This window comes from Streptomyces sp. NPDC090445 (genome assembly GCF_044769385.1).
Classification (GTDB): domain Bacteria; phylum Actinomycetota; class Actinomycetes; order Streptomycetales; family Streptomycetaceae; genus Streptomyces.
The window spans coordinates 1-21,018 of the sequence record NZ_JBIVXV010000029.1; the positions used below are offsets into that span (position 1 = coordinate 1).

The 21,018-nt window shown below is 70.7% G+C and carries 18 protein-coding genes and 2 pseudogenes; 6 read left to right on the plus strand and 14 right to left on the minus strand.

Features of this window, described 5'->3' with window-relative positions:
• Positions 1–366: 366 nt before the first annotated feature.
• The 6 genes from ACIQUT_RS33360 to ACIQUT_RS33385 form a co-directional block, all read right to left on the minus strand.
• On the minus strand, positions 367–765 hold the full coding sequence (locus tag ACIQUT_RS33360; protein ID WP_403568537.1) for a replication-relaxation family protein: 399 nt from the start codon (positions 763–765) through the stop codon (positions 367–369).
• Positions 766–1,411: 646 nt separating this feature from the next.
• On the minus strand, positions 1,412–2,371 hold the full coding sequence (locus ACIQUT_RS33365; RefSeq protein WP_403568539.1) for a hypothetical protein: 960 nt from the start codon (positions 2,369–2,371) through the stop codon (positions 1,412–1,414).
• A 79-nt stretch (positions 2,372–2,450) separates the two neighbouring features.
• Complete coding sequence (locus ACIQUT_RS33370; protein WP_403568540.1) at positions 2,451–2,600, minus strand: hypothetical protein; 150 nt, start codon at positions 2,598–2,600, stop codon at positions 2,451–2,453.
• Between the two features lie 1,268 nt (positions 2,601–3,868).
• Positions 3,869–4,105 (minus strand): hypothetical protein, encoded by a 237-nt coding sequence (locus ACIQUT_RS33375; RefSeq protein ID WP_403568542.1) that lies wholly within the window; start codon positions 4,103–4,105, stop codon positions 3,869–3,871.
• A 760-nt stretch (positions 4,106–4,865) separates the two neighbouring features.
• Positions 4,866–5,588 carry a hypothetical protein gene (locus ACIQUT_RS33380; protein WP_403568544.1) on the minus strand — a complete coding sequence of 241 codons (723 nt, stop codon included), beginning with the start codon at positions 5,586–5,588 and terminating at the stop codon, positions 4,866–4,868.
• Positions 5,589–5,706: 118 nt separating this feature from the next.
• A complete protein-coding gene (locus ACIQUT_RS33385) occupies positions 5,707–6,357 on the minus strand; it encodes a matrixin family metalloprotease (protein ID WP_403568545.1) in 651 nt (216 codons plus the stop codon).
• Between ACIQUT_RS33385 and ACIQUT_RS33390 the strand changes: the two are divergent.
• Positions 6,302–6,573, plus strand: a pseudogene (locus ACIQUT_RS33390) (transposase); the annotation flags it as partial. The gene ACIQUT_RS33385 and the pseudogene ACIQUT_RS33390 overlap by 56 nt on opposite strands.
• Before the next feature lie 182 nt (positions 6,574–6,755).
• Here the strand turns inward: ACIQUT_RS33390 and ACIQUT_RS33395 are convergent.
• The 7 genes from ACIQUT_RS33395 to ACIQUT_RS33425 all read right to left on the minus strand — a co-directional run bounded on the left by ACIQUT_RS33395 (position 6,756) and on the right by ACIQUT_RS33425 (position 12,353).
• Positions 6,756–9,569 (minus strand): BTAD domain-containing putative transcriptional regulator, encoded by a 2,814-nt coding sequence (locus tag ACIQUT_RS33395; RefSeq protein ID WP_403568547.1) that lies wholly within the window; start codon positions 9,567–9,569, stop codon positions 6,756–6,758.
• A gap of 233 nt (positions 9,570–9,802) precedes the next feature.
• Positions 9,803–10,204 carry a hypothetical protein gene (locus ACIQUT_RS33400; protein WP_403568549.1) on the minus strand — a complete coding sequence of 134 codons (402 nt, stop codon included), beginning with the start codon at positions 10,202–10,204 and terminating at the stop codon, positions 9,803–9,805.
• Between the two features lie 17 nt (positions 10,205–10,221).
• Complete coding sequence (locus tag ACIQUT_RS33405; RefSeq protein WP_403568551.1) at positions 10,222–10,608, minus strand: hypothetical protein; 387 nt, start codon at positions 10,606–10,608, stop codon at positions 10,222–10,224.
• Between the two features lie 60 nt (positions 10,609–10,668).
• Positions 10,669–11,067 (minus strand): DUF2690 domain-containing protein, encoded by a 399-nt coding sequence (locus ACIQUT_RS33410; RefSeq protein WP_403568552.1) that lies wholly within the window; start codon positions 11,065–11,067, stop codon positions 10,669–10,671.
• Between the two features lie 20 nt (positions 11,068–11,087).
• Complete coding sequence (locus ACIQUT_RS33415; protein WP_403568554.1) at positions 11,088–11,417, minus strand: SH3 domain-containing protein; 330 nt, start codon at positions 11,415–11,417, stop codon at positions 11,088–11,090.
• 14 nt (positions 11,418–11,431) lie between these two features.
• The gene (locus ACIQUT_RS33420) at positions 11,432–11,746 is read right to left on the minus strand and encodes an SH3 domain-containing protein (RefSeq protein WP_403568556.1); all 315 of its coding nucleotides are present in this window, start codon (positions 11,744–11,746) and stop codon (positions 11,432–11,434) included.
• Positions 11,747–11,771: 25 nt separating this feature from the next.
• Positions 11,772–12,353 (minus strand): hypothetical protein, encoded by a 582-nt coding sequence (locus ACIQUT_RS33425; protein ID WP_403568558.1) that lies wholly within the window; start codon positions 12,351–12,353, stop codon positions 11,772–11,774.
• 601 nt (positions 12,354–12,954) lie between these two features.
• Between ACIQUT_RS33425 and ACIQUT_RS33430 the strand changes: the two are divergent.
• Positions 12,955–13,356: pseudogene (locus ACIQUT_RS33430) on the plus strand (transposase); the annotation flags it as partial.
• Positions 13,357–13,522: 166 nt separating this feature from the next.
• Here ACIQUT_RS33430 and ACIQUT_RS33435 read toward each other — a convergent pair.
• A complete protein-coding gene (locus ACIQUT_RS33435; protein ID WP_403568559.1) occupies positions 13,523–14,482 on the minus strand; it encodes an IS701 family transposase in 960 nt (319 codons plus the stop codon).
• Between the two features lie 277 nt (positions 14,483–14,759).
• Here ACIQUT_RS33435 and ACIQUT_RS33440 point away from each other — a divergent pair, with 277 nt between their 5' ends.
• The 4 genes from ACIQUT_RS33440 (at position 14,760) to ACIQUT_RS33455 (ending at position 20,874) form a co-directional block, all read left to right on the plus strand.
• Positions 14,760–15,413, plus strand: a complete 654-nt coding sequence (locus ACIQUT_RS33440) for a hypothetical protein (protein ID WP_403568561.1) — start codon at positions 14,760–14,762, stop codon at positions 15,411–15,413.
• Positions 15,414–16,569: 1,156 nt separating this feature from the next.
• Positions 16,570–16,935, plus strand: a complete 366-nt coding sequence (locus ACIQUT_RS33445; protein WP_403568563.1) for a hypothetical protein — start codon at positions 16,570–16,572, stop codon at positions 16,933–16,935.
• Positions 16,936–17,090: 155 nt separating this feature from the next.
• A complete protein-coding gene (locus ACIQUT_RS33450; protein ID WP_403568565.1) occupies positions 17,091–17,420 on the plus strand; it encodes a trypco2 family protein in 330 nt (109 codons plus the stop codon).
• A 31-nt stretch (positions 17,421–17,451) separates the two neighbouring features.
• Positions 17,452–20,874 (plus strand): tetratricopeptide repeat protein, encoded by a 3,423-nt coding sequence (locus ACIQUT_RS33455; protein ID WP_403568566.1) that lies wholly within the window; start codon positions 17,452–17,454, stop codon positions 20,872–20,874.
• Positions 20,875–21,018: the final 144 nt, after the last annotated feature.

Consider the following 21,018-nt stretch of genomic DNA (forward strand, 5'->3'; position numbering starts at 1 on the left):
CTCCGGGCCTCCGCGTCCCGGACGGTGACGCCACGACCTCGGAAACCATCCCGCCACGCGATCCGGACGCTGGGCAAGCCCTCCGTGCCGAGGGCTTTCCCGTGACCGATCGGCGGGCCGGCCGTGACCGATCCGTCTCCCGCAATCGGTCAAACGGCACGTCAGCGCCGTGACCGATCCATGCAACTCCCCGGCCGAGGCGGTGACCGGTCATCGGTCACCCGTCATCGGTCACCCGGGCCCTCGCCGGGAAGGCCGGGGATGGCCGTGACCGATGCCGCCTGGCCGGAGCGCCTCCGGCAGGGGTGGGCGAGCCGGTGTTCGGGGCGGCTTGCCCAGGCTCCCCTTGGGCTTGCCCAGCGCCGGTCAGCGGCCGACCGCTTCGGGGTGGCGGGCGCGGCGCCGGTGCGGGTCTTCGACGCCGATCTCGTACCAGGGCTCGCCGCGCTGGAGCCGGGGCAGGGTGTTGGCCCACACCGCGATGGTGATGCCCTGCACATCGGCGGTGAGCGCCTGGAGGCGGTTGTCGAGGAGGTGTTCGGCCTTGCCCGCCAGGACGACGTGCAGCCGCGGGAAGGTCTTCGAGCGGGTGCAGCGGTGGCGCTGCCAGAACGGGTACGTGGTGCCGATGGTGCCGCGGGCTCCCTCCCAGACGCGGTGCCCGGCGTAGCGCTCGTAGTCCCAGACCTCACGCGCGAGGCGGGCCTGGGACATGGTGCCGTTGTCGAGTTCGAAGAGGCGGACCTCGCTGGTCGGGGTCGGCACGGCCAGGACGGCGGCCCGTACCTTCCCGGCCGTGGGAGTGGACTTCTTCCCCTTCGCTGGTGTCTCAGGGGTAGGGAGAGAGGTGTCAGCGTGCCGGGCAGACCCCTGACGGGCGGTGTGAACTGCGGCGATGGGAATGTCGTTGGAATCGTTCACGGCACTGGACGCGGCCCTGGAATCCGGGGCGTCTGCAGGGCTCTCAGTACCCCTTGACCAGGCCGGGCACGGCTCCGGCTGCCTGGCGCTGCTGGCGTACGTCATGGTCGGGGCTCCTCCACGCGGGTGGGCGTGGGACTCCGGGCAGAGTCCCGCATTCACCTGCTACAGGTGCCGGGGAAGCCGACGGCGTGACGCCTGTTATCGAGCCGTGATCATTCTGTGGGTGCGGCGCAGAGCTCGGAGACCCGCCCGGTTCAATCTCCCGTCGCCTCGACGGAACAACCCACACACCCACCAGCCCGCCGACCAGCAACAGTGAGGAAAGCGGTGAACTCACCGGTGCAGGATCCGGCGAACTCACCGGACTTTTCCACCGCACGGCCGGTGCATCCCTCCCGCGGTTCCTACCGGCTGCCGCGATGGTCGTAGACCGCGATCCCCAGATCGCTCACCAAGAGCAGCCAAGCCTCGCCAGAGCCAGAACCCATCAAACTGTGCTGTTCGCCTGGGGCAGCGCGAGTTCAGCGGCTTGCCGCGCTCCGAGGACTGCTTCGAGCAGCGGGCCAGCCATCTCCGTCGCCTCATCCTCAGCTGCCCGAAGTCGGTCGACCGTGAAGTTGTCCCCGGTGGTCTGCGCCAAGAGCTTGAGGTACTCGTCGGAGTCGGCTTCGAGGGCTTCAAGCTGCCGTTGCTGCGCCCAGAGCGCGTCGAGACGTAGTACCTTCGCCGCGTACTGCTCCAGCGCCTTCACACGAGTCTCGACAGCATGGCGGCTGGCCTTGATGGCTGCTTCCCTGGTGACAAGCGCGGCGTCGACACCGCCACCAGCGCTGCTGGCCTTGTTTGCCCGGTGCTTCATTGCAAGCCGGTCGATCGCAGCAAGGTCTTGCGCGATATTCCACAGCGTCGGCGGTAGTTCCACCTGATTTCGCGTGGCGTCGATGAGCTGACGTTTGTGGGCCTGTGAGGTGAGGATGGTGTCTACGGCTGTTGAGGCGCGCACCAGAAGACTCCGTTGCCGCTGCTCCAGGTCACAGGGGCAGACGTATCGGTTGCGGTACTGGATAGCCGTCCGCCGGTGTCGGGTGTCGTCGCGCCGAAGCATGATCTGCCCTACGCAGACCAGAAGGGCGACAGCTGCAGCGGTACCCCCCAAAGCCACGCCCCACCAAGAGGCAGGGGGGCTAGCCAACTGAATGGCGAATGCCCCAAAGAAGATGGCGAGGCAGCCGCTCCCTGCAGGGCCGAGGGAAAGGTTCTGCTGCTGCTTCGGGTTGCGTACGCGCTCCGCCGCTCTTCGATGGCGCCGCACCTCGTCCGCTGTTGGGCTTGGTGATCGGCTGCCATCCGCCGACGGCAGCAAGGCGTCGTCGACCTTTAGGAGCACCTTCTGATCGCTCTCAGGTATCTCTGGGTCGACGACAGCGCGGTTCTCCGGCTTCGGCATTCTTTCCCCCCAGGTCTGTGCCTAGCGTGATCATAAAGACGGAGCGGCGCCTCCTGAAAGGCGGCACTGTCGACAGACCTCAGCGGAGGGCATCGCCGGGGCCGTCATCGACGTCGTCCTGCAGTTCCTCACCGACGGCCACGAGGACGTCGCCGAAGTCCTGCGCCAGCTGGAGGCAGTCGGAGTGGTCCAGGCCCTCGCCGCCCACCCCGCACCGTCCGGAGCCCACCCGGTGCACCTCTCCATCGCGTAGTGCACATCGCGGACGGCGGTGGTGCGCACCGCACCCATCGGGTGGCCTCCACCGCCGAGCGGGGCACCGGACCGGACCGCACCGGACCGCACCGGACCGCACCGGAGCCATGATGCGCACCACCCTGCCACCCCACCAGGTGCGCGGCGGCGGTGGCGGGGGCCCTATCACACACCCCCTTGACCAGGCCCCGATCGGCGGCCGGAACCGGCTGTGTCAAGGAGAAACATGCCGGTCGCGCACCTGGTCAAGGGGTGGAGCCGAACGTGGTCAAGGAGGTCGACCAAACCCGGTCAAGGGGGTGGCCCGCGCTGGGTGGGAGTGCACATCGGGTGCGGCGCACTGGGGTGCGGGCGAGAGTGCCGCGCATCGTCGAATGGTGCGCACCCGGTGCGGTGCGGGACATCGTAATGCGCCCGAGAGTGAAGCCCACGTCAATCGGTGCGCACCGCAGTGGACTCCACCCGGTGGAGTCCACTGCGTGGAGTGGCGCCCACTGGATGGAGTCCGCTGAGTGGCCACTCGATGGGCTCCACCCGGTGTCGGCATCGGGCGGACGATGCCCTGCATCGTCACCACAGCCAGGCGTTCGAGTGCCGCAGCGGAGATGATCCGCCTGGCCCTGGCCATCCGGGACGCCGAGGGGCACGGCCTGGTGCCCGAGGAAGCCCTGGATGAGCTGCCGAACTTTTGGACCGCGGTCCGGAAGATCCTGACGAGGGCCGGCATGCTCCATCCCCGGCAGGCGCCAGCGCCGCCAAGGCGGAGGCGGCCCCCGAAATCCGGTTACATCCCGACCCCGCTCCCCCTTCTCCGCCGCCGTCCCCCCGATCCTGCCGGGACTGCAACGCCTGGATGCTCGGCATCCACAAGCGCCGCTGTCATGCCTGCCAGACCTGGCACGGCGAGCACAAGAACCGGCCCCTTGGCCAGTGCGAACGCTGCCGCGAGGACCTGCCGCTGAAGGGTGGTCACTGCCGCGGCTGCTGCCTCCACGTGAACGTCAACGGGCTGGCCGCCAAGGAAAAGCCGTTCACGCAGCTGTGGTTCGCGGATCCGTTCTCCGTCGGCCTGCGGGTCCTGCGCGGCTACGAGCTGTCGAGCCAGCGCCCCGAACGTGACCGGCAGGTCGCCGAGCGGCAGGCCGCCCGCGTTCCGCTCGTCCCACAGCCAGCCTTCCCGGGCCAGGAAGCCCTCTTCACGATGCGGAGGGACTGGACGCCGCTGCTGAACATCAACCGGCGCTACGAGAAGCTCCCGGAGCTGACCGAGCCCGCGCGTATCCCGGCCGCCTTGAGCCGCTTGCGCTGCTTGGCCAGCTCCGCCTTCTTCGCCTTGACGGACTTCGGCTTCCCGGGCCGCTTCCAGATCGGCTGCCAGTCCGCGGGCGGCCCGTACGTGTCGGCGCGTTCCTGGGCGGCTTCCCTCAGCCGTGCGGCGACGGCCTCGATCCTCGGGTCCGACGACGGCGTGGCGGTCATGCGCTTCCTCCGGTGGGTGGGGTCCGGCCCGGCGCGGGCTGGACAGGCTGCTGGGCGCTCGGCTGTGGGGCCGTCGCCGTGGCGGGCTGTGGTGAGGGGCGGCGGGCTGCGGCGGGCTGCGGGTCGCGTACAGCGGCGAGCATCGCGCGGAACTGGTTCGGCCACTACACCAGCGGCGTGCACCTCAGGGAGCTCTACGAGGAGGTCGTCTGCGGCCGCGCCGACCTGATCCTCTCCGTCCACGACCACACGCCGCAGATCCTGGAACCGACCCGCGCGGCCGGGGCAGCCGGGGCAGCCGGGGCAGCCGGGGCAGCCGGGGCAGCCGGGGCAGCCGGCAGATCGTCTTCTGGGCGGCGGGGAAGAGCAGTGACGGCAGGCGGTACGGCAGCCATACCGCCTGCCGGCAGGACTTCTCGGCACGCGAGTTTCGTGATCCTCAAGTCGTCGGTCACGGAATGCTCCGTCGACGTGTACACGCTCAACACCCGCACCCGGACCGCCCACCTCGCACACACCTCCGCCTGGTCGGGGACGCGGACGGCCGGAAGGGCCCCGGCGAGCCTCGGAGATTGACAACTCGCCTAGGAATGGAGCCAGATGGAGCTCCCAAGCGCTTGATGTGCACGGTGACCTGGATTCCGCCGGCTCCCAGGGCGCCGGCGGCGATGACCGCGACGGCCGTGGCCGCCTCGCCCTGAACACGCCCGCAGATCACGCTGCCGCGCCGGGGAACTCCAAAATCCCCGACGGAGTCAAGCTAGGCCCCGCTCTCGGCGGTCTCTCCGGCCGGAGGGGCGGAGACGACGACGGGGACTCCGAAGGACAGGAAGTCCGTCACCACGGTGGTGGCGCCCGCTGTCTGGGACAGCCGCACGGGCATGCCTTTGCCGTCCACCCATACCTCGGCCACCATGTCGACACCGTTCGGGACCACGCCGTGCCAGGGCCTCTCGGCGTCCTGATGCAGCTTCCCCAGCGGGATGGTCGTCTTGTAACGGGTGGCCGACCTGCCGTTCACATCTTGTTCGCCGACCCTGGCCACGTCCTTCGCCGACGTAAGGGCCGTAATCGCGGAGACGGCGTTCTCCGGCCCGCCGAGAGCCTCCGCGTCGGACGCCTCCCTCACCTCCGCGGCCTTGACCTTCAACCAGCGCTTGCCCTCGGGGTCGTCCTCGGTCTCGTAGAAGTACGAGTCCTGGACCAGGCGCACAGCGGCGGTGCCCCCCTTGCCGGCTTCCTCCAGCGCCGAACCGGCCGGCGTCCGAGCCTCCATGGCGTACCCGTTGGCCCACGAGTAGGCGCCCTTGATCTCCACCGGCAGGCCGCCGGTGTGCGGCGACGTCACCCGTACGCTGACCTCGGCCGCCCCTGCCTTCGCCACGGCGTCGGCCGTCTTCCCAAGGGGCCCGGCGGCGTCCGACTCCGCGGAACACCCCGCCACCCCCGCCCCCGACAGCACCAGCGCCGCGAGACCACGCACAGCCAGCCTTGCCTTCACAACCCCACCCCTGCCGTCAAACGGTCGACCACTTGCTGATCATGCCACCCCCCACTGTCATGATCGGACCAAATAGAGCGCCCGGCCCCCCGGGTGGCGCTCAGCAGCCGCCCGTCGCGTCGCGCGGCCAGCGGATCGGCCTGTAGAGCTTCTGGACGGCTTCGATGTCCACCGCGGAGAGTTCGCGCCTTCCGTCGCCGCCGGAGGCGGTCATCACGGAGTCGGTGTCGGTAGTCGTGTGGCCCAGGCCCAGGGCATGGCCGATCTCGTGCACCGCGGCGGCCTGGAAGCGGTGAGCAGGCCGGTCCGGTTCGTCCACGTGGGGGCTCGTTGAAATGGACGTCGCCTGTGAAGGGTTTCGGTGCCGCCGCGGACGGCGCGGCCAGGCATGCCCGAGCACCAGCGGGTTGTTGCCGAAGGGCGGCGTACCGAGGAAGGCGGGCGGATCGCCGTGCTCGCGGACGAGGAAGCCGACGAGATGTCCACGCGGTACCGCCGCGGGAGCGCCTGCACGGCCCGCCCCTGCGTACGGTCGAAGGCCGGTCCGAAGCGGACCGCCAGGGCGAGCGCCTGCACGGCACCGCTCACCGCGAGTGGCGGGGGGACGTGCTTGAACGTCAGCGACGTCACCGCGGCCCGGGTGGCGACGGCCTGCGAGACCGCGGACGTCACCTGCGCCGGTGACAGATGGGAGGTGCGGCGTCAGCCCTGTTGAGCACTCATCCGGAAAGACCCAGCGCCGGAGGCTCAACGCGGGGGTAACCGTCAGGCCAACGCCGCCCTCTACCGCACCGTCGTGACACGCCTCCGCCGTGATCCCCGCACCCGTGTCTACCTCGAACGACGCACGAAACAGGGCATGTCGAAACGCGAGACCATCCGCTGCCTCAAACGCTACGTCGCTCGCGAGATATACCGACAGATCCAGCCGTCGTCGGCCCTTGCTGCCTCGTCTTCTGCCGCTTGACGCAACATAGGGGCATCCTGAACGTCCACAAAGACCGCCGAATGCGGGCCTTCATCGACGCGCAGGACTGGATCACGGCCTACCACCTGCCGTCTTACTGGCGAGGACGGGGAAGGCGCGGGCTCGGCGGTGCCGGGCGGCTGCAGGGGGCAAGACCGGGTGGCGGCCGGTCTCCGGGCGCGTCATTGAGGGCCGAGGGCCGCGAGCGTGGCTTTGGCATCGGCGGCGTGGGGGTGCCTGAGGTCCTCCAGTATGGACAGCCGGCGCTGCCACGCACGGCGGGCACCGTCCGTCTCGCCCACCGCCGAGAGCGCGTGGCCGAGGGCCTCCAGCGTTTGTGCCTCCGTCCAGGAATACCCGTCTGCCCTGGATATGGCCAGGGCGTCCTGCAGACAGGCGAGGGACTCCTGGAGGTGCCCCAGCATGTGGTGCGTCCGGCCGAGGCATTCGAGGGTGATCGCCTCGCTGTACCGGTCCTGTACCTCCCGCAGGATGGTCAGTGAGTGCTGCAGGTGCTCAAGCGACTCCTCCGTCCGTTCCGCATCCTGGAGGGCGTGGCCAAGTTCCTTGAGGGCCCATGCCTCCAGCCGGCGGAAGCCGAACCTGCGACAGAGTTCGAGGGACTCCTCCAAGGCGGCAAGCGCCTCGTCGGGACGGTGGAGATGACGGCAGGCTTCGGCCAGCGCGATGAGCGCCGTGCTCTGTTCCCAGGGGGCTTCGATGGTCCTGCTGATGTCCAGGGCGAGCCGGAAGCGTGTCAGGGCGCGGTGGGGACGGTTTTGTGTCTGCTGGTCGACGAAGCCGAGGCTGAGCAAGGCCCAGACCTGGGCCGGCCGGTGGCCCAGGTGTCGTGCGGCCGCCAGGGCCGTCTCGTTGGCCGCGACGGCGTCTGCCCATGACTTGCGGGTGGTGAAGTACGGCACCAGGACGGTGGGCAGCTGCCACGCGGTGGCGTGGTCACCGTCCGCGGCTGCCCGCTCGACGGCGGCCGTCAGGTTGCCGTGCTCCGTCACGCACCACGCCATGGCCTGATCGCGTTCGGGGAACGTCAGCGGCAGGCAGCCGTCCGGCGGGGGTGTGAGGGGGAACCGCGGGCACTCGAGGTTGAGAGCCAGATTGGCCGCATGCGCGGTGTGCAGGTAGAAGGCGGAGAGCCGCGCAAGTGCCGCGTCCTTGGCGGTGGGGTCGTGGAGTCGGCCGCGTTCGGCTGCGCAGAGACGGATCAGGTCGTGCATGCGGTAGCGGCCCGGGGTGTGGTGGTGCACCAGGTGCACCTGCTCCAGGTTGTGCAGCAGGGTGCGGACTCGGGGAAGCGGCAGGGCTGCGAGGCTGGCGGCTGCGGGCAGGCTGATGTCCGGCCCCGGTGAGAGGCCGAGCAAGGCGAACAGCCGGGCGGTCTCGTCGTCCAGCGTGCGGTAGGTCGTCTCGAAGACCTTGCGTACGTCGGTGCTGAGGTCACCGCTGCCCAACGCGTCGAGGCGGGTGCTGACGTCGTCGAGTTCGTCGGCCAGGACCGAGAGGCCGAAGTCCGGCCGTGCGCAGGCGCGTGCAGCCACGAGGGCCAGGGCGAGGGGCAGTCCTGCGCACTGTCGCAGCAGGGAGGTCACGGCCTCGGACTCGGCCGTCACGCGGTCCCGGCCGAGGGCCCGGGTGAAGACCGTGCGTGCCTCCTCGTCGGGAAGCGGCTCGAGGTTGATGCAGCGGGCACCGTGCGTGACGGTGAGTCCGGTCAGCTGTTGCCGGCTGGTGACCACCACGGCGCAGGTGGCGCTGCCCGGTAGCAGCGGGCGTACGTGGTCCGCGTCTCGGGCGTTGTCCAGAACGATCAGCATGCGACGCTCGGCGAGCAGCGACCGGTACAACGCCGCCTGGGCAGCGGGGTCGGCGGGGGTTGCCTCGGGCGCGGTGCCGAGCGTGTTGAGGAAACCGGACACCACAGCCGAGGTGTTGGCCGGCTCGGCGCAGGGAGCGAAGCCGCGCAGGTCGGCGTACAACTGCCCGTCCGGGAAGCTGTCGAGGTGTTCGTGGGCCCATGTGAGCGCCAGCCAGGTCTTGCCGATGCCTCCGGTACCGCCGATGGCGGCGATGACCAGGACGTGCTCCGCACCGGACGGTGCCTTGAGCAGGTCGTCGAGGGTCGCCAGTTCACGGCTCCGGCCCGTGAACGCCGTGGGTGGCGCGGGTAACTGGCGCGGCACGGGTGTGGGCGTGTGGTCGGTGTTCGTGCCGGCGGGCTCGGCCACCCCCGTGCCGGCCGGGCCTTCGAGCGCCGGGTCCGACACGAGGATCCTGCGGTGCAGTTCCCGCAGGGCGTGTCCGGGTTCGATTCCGAGCTCCTCGGCGAGGTTCGTCCGTATGGTCGCGTACTGTGCGAGCGCGTCGGCCGACCGGTCGCAGCGGTGGAGCGCCAGCATGACCTGGGCGGCCAGACGTTCCTCGAAGGGGTGGCGCCCGGCCTGGGCCAGAAGATCGGGGACCGCCTCCGCGTGTCGGCCCAGGGCGAGCAAGGCGTCGTTGAGATCCAGGCGGGCGGCGTGCCCTTCTGCCAGCACCTGTTCGCGCAGACCGTGGAACCACGGTGACTCGATGCCGGCGAACGGCTCGCCGCGCCACAGACCGAGGGCCTCCGTCAGGCAGGCTGCGGAGCGGCCGGTCGGCCCCTTACGGGCCTCGGCGACGGCGGCACGGAAGCGGAACAGGTCGATGGCGGACTCTTCGGCCTCCAGTGCGTATCCGCCGCTGCGCCGCAGGATCCGGGTGTGCTCGTCGCCGACTTTCTGCCGGAGCCGGGAGAGGTAGCCGTAGAGGGTGGCACGCAGCCGCTGCGGTGCCTCCTCTCCCCAGACCCTGGCGAGGAGTTCTGCGATGGGGATGGTTCGGTTCGGCTCTGCTGCGAGTGCCGCCAGCACGCTTCGCTGCCGTGCATGACCCAGGTCGATGTCCCGGCCGTCGACGTGTGCTTCCACAGCGCCGAGGACCGTGAAGAGTATCGTCATGCCCGGGATCCGTAGCCGGTGCCGCCCCAGGGCATTCGCGACCCGGGCAGGGTTTCCAAGAATCGTCCATGAGTTGGCCGATTGCATGGGGGCTCACAGCCGGGGCCACGGCCGGATGCGGTTTCACCGCCGCCCGTCGCCCGGCCGGCTGTCGTCATCCGCCGTGCGGGCAGCCACACGTGCGTGCGGCGGCCGCCCTCTGCCGCGGGCGGCCGCCTGTCCGTCCGGGCGGTCTACCAGCGGTAGGTGCCGTACCTCGTGTACTGCGGGGAGCCGTTGGAGCCGTTCTGCACCCAGACCTTCAGCGAGACCGCGCTGCCGCCGGCGGGAGCCGGATAGAGGGTCTGCTGGGTGCTGCACGTGCCGTAGCCCCCCGCGGCCTGCAGCCTGAGCACCTGCCCCGAGGGGCTCCGGACTTCGGCGATCGCCCGCTTGCCGTCCGGTGCGTCGTCGCACACCTGCCACGTGCTTCCGCCGTAGCGGTCGAAGTAGAGGGTGGCGGAGCCGTTGGTCGTGCCGAGGCAGACCTCGTACCCGCATGCCGGCCCCGCCTCCCCCGCGTGGGCGGGCGTCGCCGCGATGCCCAGGGCCAGCGCGGTGCCGCAGGCGGCAGCGGCGAGTGTTCGCAAGCGCATCATTCGTCTCCCTGCTTTCAGGACCTGGCGTTCCAGGAAAGGGTTCCGGACCACGGGGCCGATCCCTGCCCGATGTCGGCGGCCGCCGCGAGGCAGAAGGTGGCGCCCTTGGCGAAGTCCGTGCCGAGCGTCTTGCGGCCGGTCTCGTGGGCCCAGAAGTTCACCGCACTGCCGCGCACACGCTTGTCCGAGCACTTGTACCACCAGACCTTCATGTCCACGCTGCGGGCGTTGAGCCGGAGGTGGAGATCGGTGCCGCCCGTGGTGACGGTTCGCGGGGTGGTGTAGTACGTGGTCGTGGCCCGCACTGAACCCGACACTGCGGCGGAGGCTGCATGGGCGGGTCCGGCCATCGCGATCAGGCTGGTCAGGCCGACCGTCGCAACGAGCAGTCGTCTCTTCATGAGTCCGCTCCTCCAATCGTGGTGGAGTGTGCGCGGGGCGCCGAGAGGGTGAGGAGCACGTCAGTATCCGCCCGTGCACGCCCTGTTGCCCCTGTGGGTCGTGACACAGGCCCATGCCTCGGTGTTCTTGTCGTTGACCGAGCCGGTCTTGGCCGTGGTCCTGCCGGTACCGACGGTCGCGGTCTTCCGGGCGCCGAGGCGGTTCCTGACCTCGACCACGTCGCCGCGCTCGGCACGCCTGACCTGGCCCCACGCGATGCGGCACGAGGGGCTGTAGAGCAGTTCGACGAGCGGTCCCGCCATGTCACTGGTGCTCACCACCCGGGCGTCGCCGGGGTTGCAGGCCGCTGCCGTCGGGGCGGGCGCCGCCGTGGCCGTGGTGAGGCTCGCGGGCAGCAGGCCCAGCGTGATCCCCGCCGCGGCCGCGACCGCGGTGACGGTGATTTTACGCAGATGCATGAGAACTCCCTTTGATGGAATTAACAGGGGGGCCAGTCGCCGTTGCCGGCGTCCTGGTACACGTACTCGCCGTAGACGTAACCGGTCTTGCCGCTGCGGTGGTGGTGGATCCTGGACCAGCTCCGGCCGCCGACAGTCGTGTGGCACTTCAGCGTCACCGCGTCCCCGAAGTAGCCGAGCGCCAGGACCCGGCAGGCGGAACCGGTACCGGCACAGGACCGGATGCGTGCGCCGTCCACACTGATCCTCCCGGCGACGGCCGCCGCCGAGGGTGCAGCGGAGACCGCGAGCGTGGTGGCCGCGACCAAGCCGACCAGCACGCCTCGTACTGCTGCTGCTGCTCCTCGCATCGCATGCTCCTCACTCAGCAGATGGGGATGGTGCCGGGCCCGGAACGGCGGACGTAGCTGCCGTCGATGTAGCCCGACGTGCCGCTGCGCGCGTGACGGACGTGGAACCAGGGGTTCCCCTGAGTGCCGTCGAGGCAGTGGATGGTGATCCTGTCTCCGCGCCGGGCGGTGGCCAAGATCCGGCAGTCGGTGCCGGTGGAGGGACAGGAGCGGACACGCACTCCGTCACCGGTGACGGTTCCGGGGGCGGAGGCGTGCGCAGGACCGGCCGCCATGAGCCCGGCGGCGCATGCAGCGATCACGGTCAGAGCCTTGCGCCTCTTGGTCATGACACATCCATTCGGCCGGCAGCGGTTAGAAGTAGGTGACGTCCCAGTGGTCGCCCTCGTCGACGTACCAGTTGCCGCCACCGGAGACGTACTTCGGGTGGCCGTCGATGGATCCGTCGCGCCGGTAGTGGGACTTGATGTAGTTCCCGACGCAGTCGGTGGGCGAGATGTCGAGCTTGTAGCCGTTCCAGTGGCTCTTGTACTTGTGGTTGTTGTAGTCGCCCCTGCGGGGAGCGTGCCCCCACTCCGTGCCCCCGGTGATCTGGATCCGGCAATTGCTCTTCTGGGCGAAGATGCGCATGCCCTCCACCGTCTTCACGTTGATCCTTTCCAAGGAGGTGCAGCCGGTGACGTCCTTCTTGCGGGTCGAGCAGTGGTTCGTGGACACCGGGTCGGGGAACTGGCCGGCGAGTCCGCCCGCCCGCAGCCGGGCGAGTGCCGCGGCGTGGGTGGGGAACTTGTCGGGCAGCGGCGCGGCCGTGACGGCGGCCCCGGAGACGGCGGCGGTGGCGGTGTCCGAGCCGACGGCTGCCGGAGCCGGTGCACCGAACGTCGCGCCGGTGGCCAGAACGGCACCTGCCAGGGCGACCAGGGCGGATTTCGTCATCCTGCATCCTCGATTCCTTGTCGGGCGAGCCGGTGCACGGTCCGCTCCGTGCGATGAGGCGCCGCCCCGGGAGGCGCGGCGGCATGCATCACAGTGGCCGACCGGCCTTGGACAAACCTTGGGAGGACCGTGGATCGCATCTGCTCGGGTCGGGTCGGGTCCGGCCGAGGCCACCGGAACCCTGCAGGAACGAGGAGCCATTCAGCCGATCGCGAGACTGCATCGGATCGGACCTGGCGCTGATCCAGTGGTGCTTCGTCTAGAGGACGCGGTCGAGGGGCAGGCCGGTGTCTGTGCTTTCGAGTGGTTGGCGTGCGCTTCCAGCCCCTGTGGGCTGTACCGGTCATTGCGCCGGGCCGTCAGGGGGATTCAGGGCCACTCCCGTCGCACTCGCCTCGTCCCACCGGGGATCCACGTTCCGGGCACGGGCGCCGAGACCGCCCGTGTCCGACAACCGCAGGAGGGCAGAGCCGCCGGGCACGGCCCACGCCCAGACGGGTGAAGCCTGATGTTCATGCGATCCGCCCGGGCGGCGATGGTGGCGGTGACCGCCGGGGCAGTCCCGTCCGCGGCCGACCAACGCGCCGTGGTGAACTGTCAGAGCCCCGTGGACCGGGGCAAGCCGGGCTCCAAGATGCACATCCTGCCGGACGCGGCCGGACTGCCCCTCCTCGTCGGCGTCTCGGCCGCCAACACCCACGTCAGCCAGGCCCTGAAGACCATGGTGCTCGGCAACCAAACGAGACACGACCCCCACCGCGGCCGCCACTTCAAGCCCCGGAAACTGCACGCAGACAAGGGGCGTCCGCATCGCCCGCAAGGGCATCGAGTCGAGCGAACGATTAGGGCGTCGGCGGTGGGTGATCGAGCGGACCATGTCCTGGCTGACCGGCTACCACCGCCTCACCCACCGCTACGAACGCCACCCCCGCAACTACCTCGCCTTCCTCGGCCTCCCGCTGCCCTGTGCTGCTATAAGCGGCTCGTCCGCCTCACCACGTAGGACACGGTCTAATACTGCAACGACACTCCGTGATGTCCTCTGCGTTGGTAATGGCTGATGCGAGGTCGCGCTTGGCTTCTTCTTCGCCATAGAGACCATGCGAGTATGTGGGGGATCTGGCGGCGGAGGGGAGAGGAGATGCGGTTAAAGAGGCGTCGGGCCTCATTCATGGTGATGGGGATGAGGGATTGATCGCTGGCGGTGTCTGGATCCCCTTTTTTGCCTCGGCTCGCAGGAGAGCGAGGAAGGCGAGGGCGGCCATGGAGAGGGTTATATGCCGGTACCAGGCCGTGTATCCGCGGACCTGGTAGTGGTCGAGTCCGGTTTCGTTCTTCGCGGTCTGGAAACACTCCTCGACCATCCACCTAGACCCTGCTATCCGGGCGAGTTCCTCCACGGAAGTCCCGGCCGGGCAGAAACAGACGTAGTACGCGATATCCGCGGGATCTGTGAGGCTGCGTCGTGCCAGGAGCCAGTGGTCCCAGCCTTCCCGACGCCAGGGCCGGACCGGGGCCGCCGCCCAGTCGTACTCGCGCGGCCCGTGGGCGCCGTCCCCGCAGCTCATACGGGCCCATGCATCATCGGGCAGCTCGGCAACCAGCTTGTGCGCGCGTGCCTGGCCGAAGAATTCCATGGTCATGACCATCTGTGTTTTCGGGACCGCGACGACATGAGAGATGTCGTGTTCTTCCAGCCACAGCCGGATACGGCTCGTCTGGCCGTAGACCTCATCGGCGGTCACCCACCCGAACGGGATCCCCGATTCCACAGCGCGTTTCAGCATACGCAGACCCATATCGGGCTTGGTGGCGAACTCGACGGCGTCGCCGATGCCGGCAGCCCGGCACCGCGCGCGGTCCGATATCCAGTCCTTCGGGAGATACAGCTCACGGTCGATCAGCGCCCGCCCCCGGTCGGATCCATAGGCCAGGAACACACCGACCTGGGAATTCTCGATCCGACCGGCCGTCCCCGAGTACTGCCGGGCCACCCCCGCCGACCTGGCGCCCTTCTTATCGTGGCTCCCGGCCTCGACCGGTACAACGCGACCGCGTCCGCCTTGAACTCGGCGGGGTAGTGCTTCATCCCCACGGGGACTCCGTTCTCCTGGACCTTCAAGGTCCAAGTCTCTCCGGTGTCCAAACTCCGGGGTCAGGGCCCGGCCGTCCGGCCGGGCAGAGTGGGGGCAGGTTCTGGTACAGCGTCCAGGCCACCAGCTGGGCGCTGAACGTGGGAAGGGGAACTGCGTGGCGATTGGGTGATGCGAGTCCCACGGCCGTGATCAATCCGGGTTCGGCGCCTTCCTGAGGGTGCAGGCGTCCCCATGAGCGTGCTGCCCGCCCTCCGCGAGACGGGTCTGTGCCTCCTGGCGGCCCCACACCCACCACAGGAGAAGACCCATCATGGCCATCCACAGATTGCGGCGGCGCTTCACTCCCCTCGGCACCGTCCTCGGACTGGGCATCGCACTGCCCCTCACCGTCTCGGTCACCCCGGCCTACGCGCAGGCCCAGCTGACCATCACGAAGACCCACACGGGGGACTTCCCCCGCGGCGGACAGGGGATCTACCGCATCACGGTCGCCAACACCGGAGATGAACCGACCTCCGCCGAAGGGACACAAATGACGGACAACCTTCCGGAAGGGCTCACAATCGCGGACGTCGACTTCATCAACAGGCCCAACGACGTCGGCTGTTTCTTCTCCCATGACAGCAACACAGTTCTCTGCACCAGCGCCGACCCGTTGGCGCCAGGTACGAGCTACACAATCGAAGTCACCGTCGACGTGGCGGCCGATGCTCCCTGCACGGTCACCAACACCGCCAGTGTGCTTGACCGCGGCGCCCCCGGGGGTGACTTCGTCAATGACCGGACCAACATCCCCGGCCCCGACTGTCCCACAGCTGACGGGGACGGCGGCGGCACGTCGATCCTCCCCGTCGATCTCAGCGGCCTGGTCCCGATCTACAACAACATCAACACGAACACCAACTTCAACAGCCCCGGCGCCAGCAACACCAACACCCAGACCTTCGGGGCCACCGCGCCCTGAACGGCCAACCTGCCCGTTTCGGCTCGTGTCCCGAATAGTTGACGGCGGCGCGGGGCGTTTTCTCAGGGTGAGGCGGCATGGGGTGCCGGCCGACCCCTGAGGGGGGCGTTCTCCGTGGCCTCTGGGGGCCGTCAGCTGAATATCCCTTCCAGTACTGCACTGCCGTGCCGCCCTGGCCGCTGGTGACGGGCTTCCGTGTCGGTGGCCGGCGTGCGGCAGCAGAAGGAGGTCCGCAAGTGTCCACTTCAACACGACCTGTCATCCCGCACCATGGCGCCAGGCCGCGAATCCGCTCCCTGGCGGCTGTGATGCTTGCCACGGGCGTGTCCCTGGCTCTCGTACCGGTCCTGGCGAGCCCTGCCCGCGCGCAGGGCTCCTGTGTACAAACAGGCAGCCAGGTGGCGTGCACATTCGACTACACCGGGGCGGCCGACACGTTCACCGTGCCCAGCGGGGTGGCGCAGCTGTCCGTGGAGGCCAGAGGAGCGTCCGGGGGTGCCGGATCCGGTGATCCCAATCCCGGAGGAGCCGGGGGTGCCGGTGCCGTGGTCACCAGCACCCTGGCCGTCACACCCGGCCAGACGCTGCAGGTCAACGTGGGCGGCGTGGGCGGTAGCGCGACGGGAGGCGGTCCGGGCGCTGGCGGGTTCAACGGCGGTGCCACCGGCGGGTCGTCGGACCTCTCCCAGGGCGGTGGTGGCGGGGGCGCCTCGGACGTCCGTTCCGGAGCCTTCGACCTGCCCTCCCGGCTGGTGACGGCCGGCGGCGGAGGAGGCGGCGGCGGAACCGCCGAACTGGCCGGCGGCGCAGGTGGCACCGGTGGCCCGACGGGAGTAGACGGCGCCGACGGCGCCTCGGGCACCGCCATCACCGGCGGCGGTGGCGGCGGTGGCGGCGAGGGCGCGACCCCCAACGCGCCGGGCACGGGCGGAGCAGGTGGGATCGGCGCCGATGCACGGGCGGGACCGGTGACCCCGGCGCCCTCGGCACCGGCGGCATCGGCGGCCCCGGCGAAGCCGGAAACCCGGGCAGCGGGATCACTGCCGGCGGGGGTGGCGGCGGCGGAGTCTTCGGCGGAGGCGGCAGAGGCGGCGGAGGCATCACCAACACGGAGTTCTCCGGCGCCGGCGGTGGCGGCGGATCCAGCGCCGGACCTGTGGGCAGCACCTTCACCACGGGCGCGAACACCGGCAACGGGCGCGTCGTCCTCACCTACACCCTGCCCGCGCCTCCTGACGGCACTGACGGCACGTCCATCCTCCCCATCAAACTCAGCGGGCTGATCCCGATCTACAACAACATCAACACCAACTTCGGCGGCGCGGGCGTCACCGACGAGTCCATGCTGTCCATGGCCCTCCACCTGCGCGACCAGGAGATGAGCCTGCGCGACATCGCCAAGCGGCTCGTCATCACCACCGGCGCGAAAAAGGGACAGCACCCCTCGCCCGCGACCGTCCTGCGGATGCTGCGCGAGCACGACGCGCAGACTGCCACGGCCCCGGTGAAACCCGCACGCTGACCTGCGGCTCAGGCCTTAGCGTTGTTTTTTCCCCGAGAACTATTGGGACCTCGTCCGGACTCGGACAACTGTTCATGACCGCCTGCGCAGGGCGGTGCCGTGCCCCTAAGCTCGGCCTGGGCAGACGTGCAGTCGACGGGGACGGGGTGGGATGCGTGGAGATCGGGTTGGCGGACGCGGTGGCGGCGGTGCGGGACGAGCTGCTGGAGGCCGCGGCGCACGGTGCGGGACACGAGATCTCGTTCGTGGTCGGGCCGGTGGAGATGGAGTTCGAGGTCGAACTGCGCGCCGATGCGCGGGCGAAGGCGGGCTTCCGGGTGTGGGCCGTGACGGCAGACGCGGAGGCCGGGGTGGCCCGCGGCCGGACGCACCGGGTGTCGTTCACTCTCACCCCGAGGAGTCCCGCCGGAGGCGATCTGCTGGTCAGCGGGGGCGCGGACCGGCCGGCCGGTCCCGGCGACGTGAGCGGCCGGATCCAGGACTGACCGGGCGTCGGCGTACGGAACGGGGGATGCGATGAGGCGGGATCGTCTGGTCGCGGTCGGAGGACCGGGCGGGCCGGGATCGGGGTACGTGGTCGGTCCGCGGCTGGTGCTGACCTCGGCACACGTAGCCGGTCGGCGCGGCACGCTGGTGCAGGTGTTCCGGCCGGGCGGCGACGCGGTGTTCGGCGGGGCCGTGGTGTGGTGCGGCACGCCCGGCGGGCGCGACGATGCGGCCCTGGTGGAAGTGGACGACGCCGGGTGGCGGCCACCGGCGGGCGCGGGGGTGCACTGGGGCCGCCTGGTCACCGAGCAGCCCGGCCAGCCCTGCGCGACCTGGGGCGTACCGGACGTGGTGCAGCGGCCGGGGGCGGCGGTGGAGGCCGCGCAGCTGGCGGGGACGGTGAATCCGGGCAGTGGCTTCGTGGCCAACCGGCACATGATGGACCTCGGCCCATATCCGCCGGTCTGGCCGACCGACGGGTCGTCGCCGTGGGGCGGGCTGTCAGGGGCCGCGATGTTCTGCGGCCGCCTGTTGACCGGGGTGGTCGCGGCCGACGCGGGCCGCTCCGGGCACGCCGCGCTCTCGGTGGTGCCGGCGTACGTGCTGCACCACGACGCGGAGTTCCGGGCCGTGCTGGCCGAGCACTGCGCCGGTGCGATGGTGCTCGAAGCGGTCGAGTTCCAGGACGTGGCCGAGGCCGGTCCGGTGGCGCCGGCCGGCGGTCTGGGCTCGGCGGCGGCGCTGCTGCAGGCGGGCCGGCAAGTCGTGGCGTTCCACGGCCGCGAGGAACTGCTGGGCCGGTTGGCTCGCTGGTGCCGGCAGGAGGGGTTCGGCAGCTGGCTGCTGCACGGCCCGGCCGGGCAGGGGAAGACCCGGCTGGCCCACCAGCTCGCCGCCACCCTGGCTCCGGACGGCTGGGCGGTGTTGTGGCCGCGCGCCGGTGCCACTCCGGCAGAACTGCGGGCGGTGGGCCGGGCCGCCAAGCCGCTGCTGGTGGTGCTGGATTACGCGGAGACCCGCGCGGCACAGTTCGCCGCGATCCTGGAGGCCGCCGCCGAGCACGGGGGTGCCACGCCGTTCAAGGTTTTCCTGCTGGCCCGGACGGCCGGGGACTGGTGGGCCAGCGCGCAGGCAGTGAGCCGTACCGCCGAAGAACTACTCGACGGCACCCCGGTGGCCGCGCTGCCGGCGCTGGAGAGCGATGCGGCCGCGCGTCCGGAGGCGTACCGGCGGGCGGCGGAGGCCTTCGCGGCCGCGCTGCCCGAGGTGCGCGGCCGACAGGGGCCCGACTGGCCGGCGCTGGCCGCCGCCCTCCCCTCCCTCGAGGTGAACCGGGCGAGCATGGACAACGCGCTGACCCTGCACATGACCGCGCTGGCCGATCTGCTGGACGCCGCCGACCCCGGTCCGGCCGAGGACGGGGCGGGACCCGCGGCCGGCGTCGAGGACCGCCTGCTCCTTCACGAGCGCCGCTACTGGGAGCAGAGCGCGACTGCCTGCGGTCTCAGTCCGGCGCTGAGCACGGCCACCCTCGATGCCGCGCTCGCCGCCGCCCTGCTGGTGGGGGCCGCCGGCCGCGATCAGGCCGCCGAGGTCCTGCGCAAGGTCGGCGGGCTGGCCGACCAGCCGCGCGACCGCCGCGATGCCGTCCTGGCCTGGATCGCCGCCCTCTATCCGTCGGCCGATTCGGGTCCGTGGGGCAGCCTGCAGCCCGATCGGCTGACGGAGCGTCTGATCGGCCGCCGCCTAGAAGCGCACCCCGGGCTCGCCCACGACCTCGTACCGGGCATCACCGAAGAGCAGGCGGGCCGGCTGCTGACCCTCTACAGCCGCGCGGCCGCGCACACCGTCTTCGCGGGGCAGCTCGACGACCAGCTGACCGCGCTGTGCGTCCGGCACCGCACCGTCCTGGCACCCACGGCGATGGCCGCCGCCACCCAAGTGGAGCGTCCCGGCCCGCTCGTGGCCGGCCTGCAGAAGATCGCCGCGGATCCCCGGACCCCGCTGGACACCCTCAGGCAGCTCGACGACCGAGTCCCTCGCAGCCAGCGCCTGGCCGTCTGGGCATGCGACCTGGCCTGGCACCTTGTCGCCCGCCACCGCGGCCTCCCCCACACCTCCGATCTGGTGTGGAGCCTGCATTCCCTCTCCTCGCGCCTGGCGGCTCTGGACCGGCGGGAGGAGGCGCTGGCCCCCGCCGGGGAAGCCGTCACCGTCGCCCGTTCCCTGCCGGACGCCGTCCCCCTGATCGCGAGCCTGAACGTGTACGCCGACCGGCTGCGTGACCTCGGGAGCCGTGAGGAGGCCCTGGCCACGATCACAGAGGCCGTGGCGCTCTCCCGCGGCCTGGGCGGCGGCCGCACCCCCGACCTCGTCGAGAGTCTGAACAAGCTCGCCGCCCTGCTGGGCGATCTCAGGCGGCAGGAGGCGGCGCTGGCCGCGTCCGAGGAGGCGGTGCGCCTGCGTCGCGATGCCGGGGCAGGTTCGGACTCCGAGGCCCGCCAACTCGCCCGGAGCCTGAACATCCACTCCGAACGCCTGTGGGACCTGGGCCGGAAGGAGGAGGCCATGGAGGCGCTCATCGAAGCCGCCCGGCTGCACGACGGCATGGCCGGTGCAGGCTCTGCGTACTCCCCCGCTCACGTCGCGACGCTGAGCGAGATGGCGGTCAAAGGTGCGGAGATGGGCTGGCTGAAGGGGGCCCTGTCGGTGGCCGAACGCGTGGTGCACCTCAGCCGCGCCATGGCCAGGACCCGTCCCGACGCCCATCTGCCCCAGCTGGCCCAGAGTCTGGGTCGGCTGGCCTGGGCCCTGGAGGACTCGGGCCGGAAGGAAGAGGCCCTGGCCGCCGCCGAAGAGGCCTTGGCCATTCACCGGGGCTTGGTCGCCATCCATCCCGACGCCCACCTGATGGCGCTCAACGCGAGCCTGAGCACGGTCGCGGCGCTCCACGCGGCCCTGGATCGGCCCGAGCAGGCTCTCGCCGCCACCGAGGAGTGCGTACGGATCCTCCGCGGCCTGACGCGCGCCTACCCCGAGGCCCACCTGCCCCACCTGCCGGTGCAACTGCACACCCTCGGCACCCGGCTGGCGGCCGTAGGGCGCACGGAGCAGGCCCTGGCAGCCCTCGAGGAAGCCCTCGGCATCCGCCGCACCCTCGCCTCCCGCGACCCGGACGCCCACCTACAAGGCCTGGCGAGCGGCCTGATCGCCGTGACGGTACGGCGGGAGCAGTCCGGCCGGCCGGGGGAGGCCCTCGCCGCCCTCGCGGAAGCCGTCGCCGTCTACCGCACCCTGGCCGCCACCCGCCCCGCCCACGTCCCCGACCTCGCCAAGGCCCTGTACACGCTCTCCCGCAGGCTGGAGGGGCTGCACCGGTGGGACGAGGCGCTGACCGCGGCCCGCGAGGCGTTCCGCCTCCTGCCCGAACTGGCGCTGTACGAGCGGCGCTGATCCGGCGGGCGTCGTGCGGGCTGGGCAAGCCTCCGCTGGCTGCGCCTGGAGACTGGGGCACTTGCTGCCGGTGCCACGACGACCGTCATTCCGCCCCGCGTGCCGGCCGCCGCACGCCATGGGCGCCCACGCAGAACGCTCGGC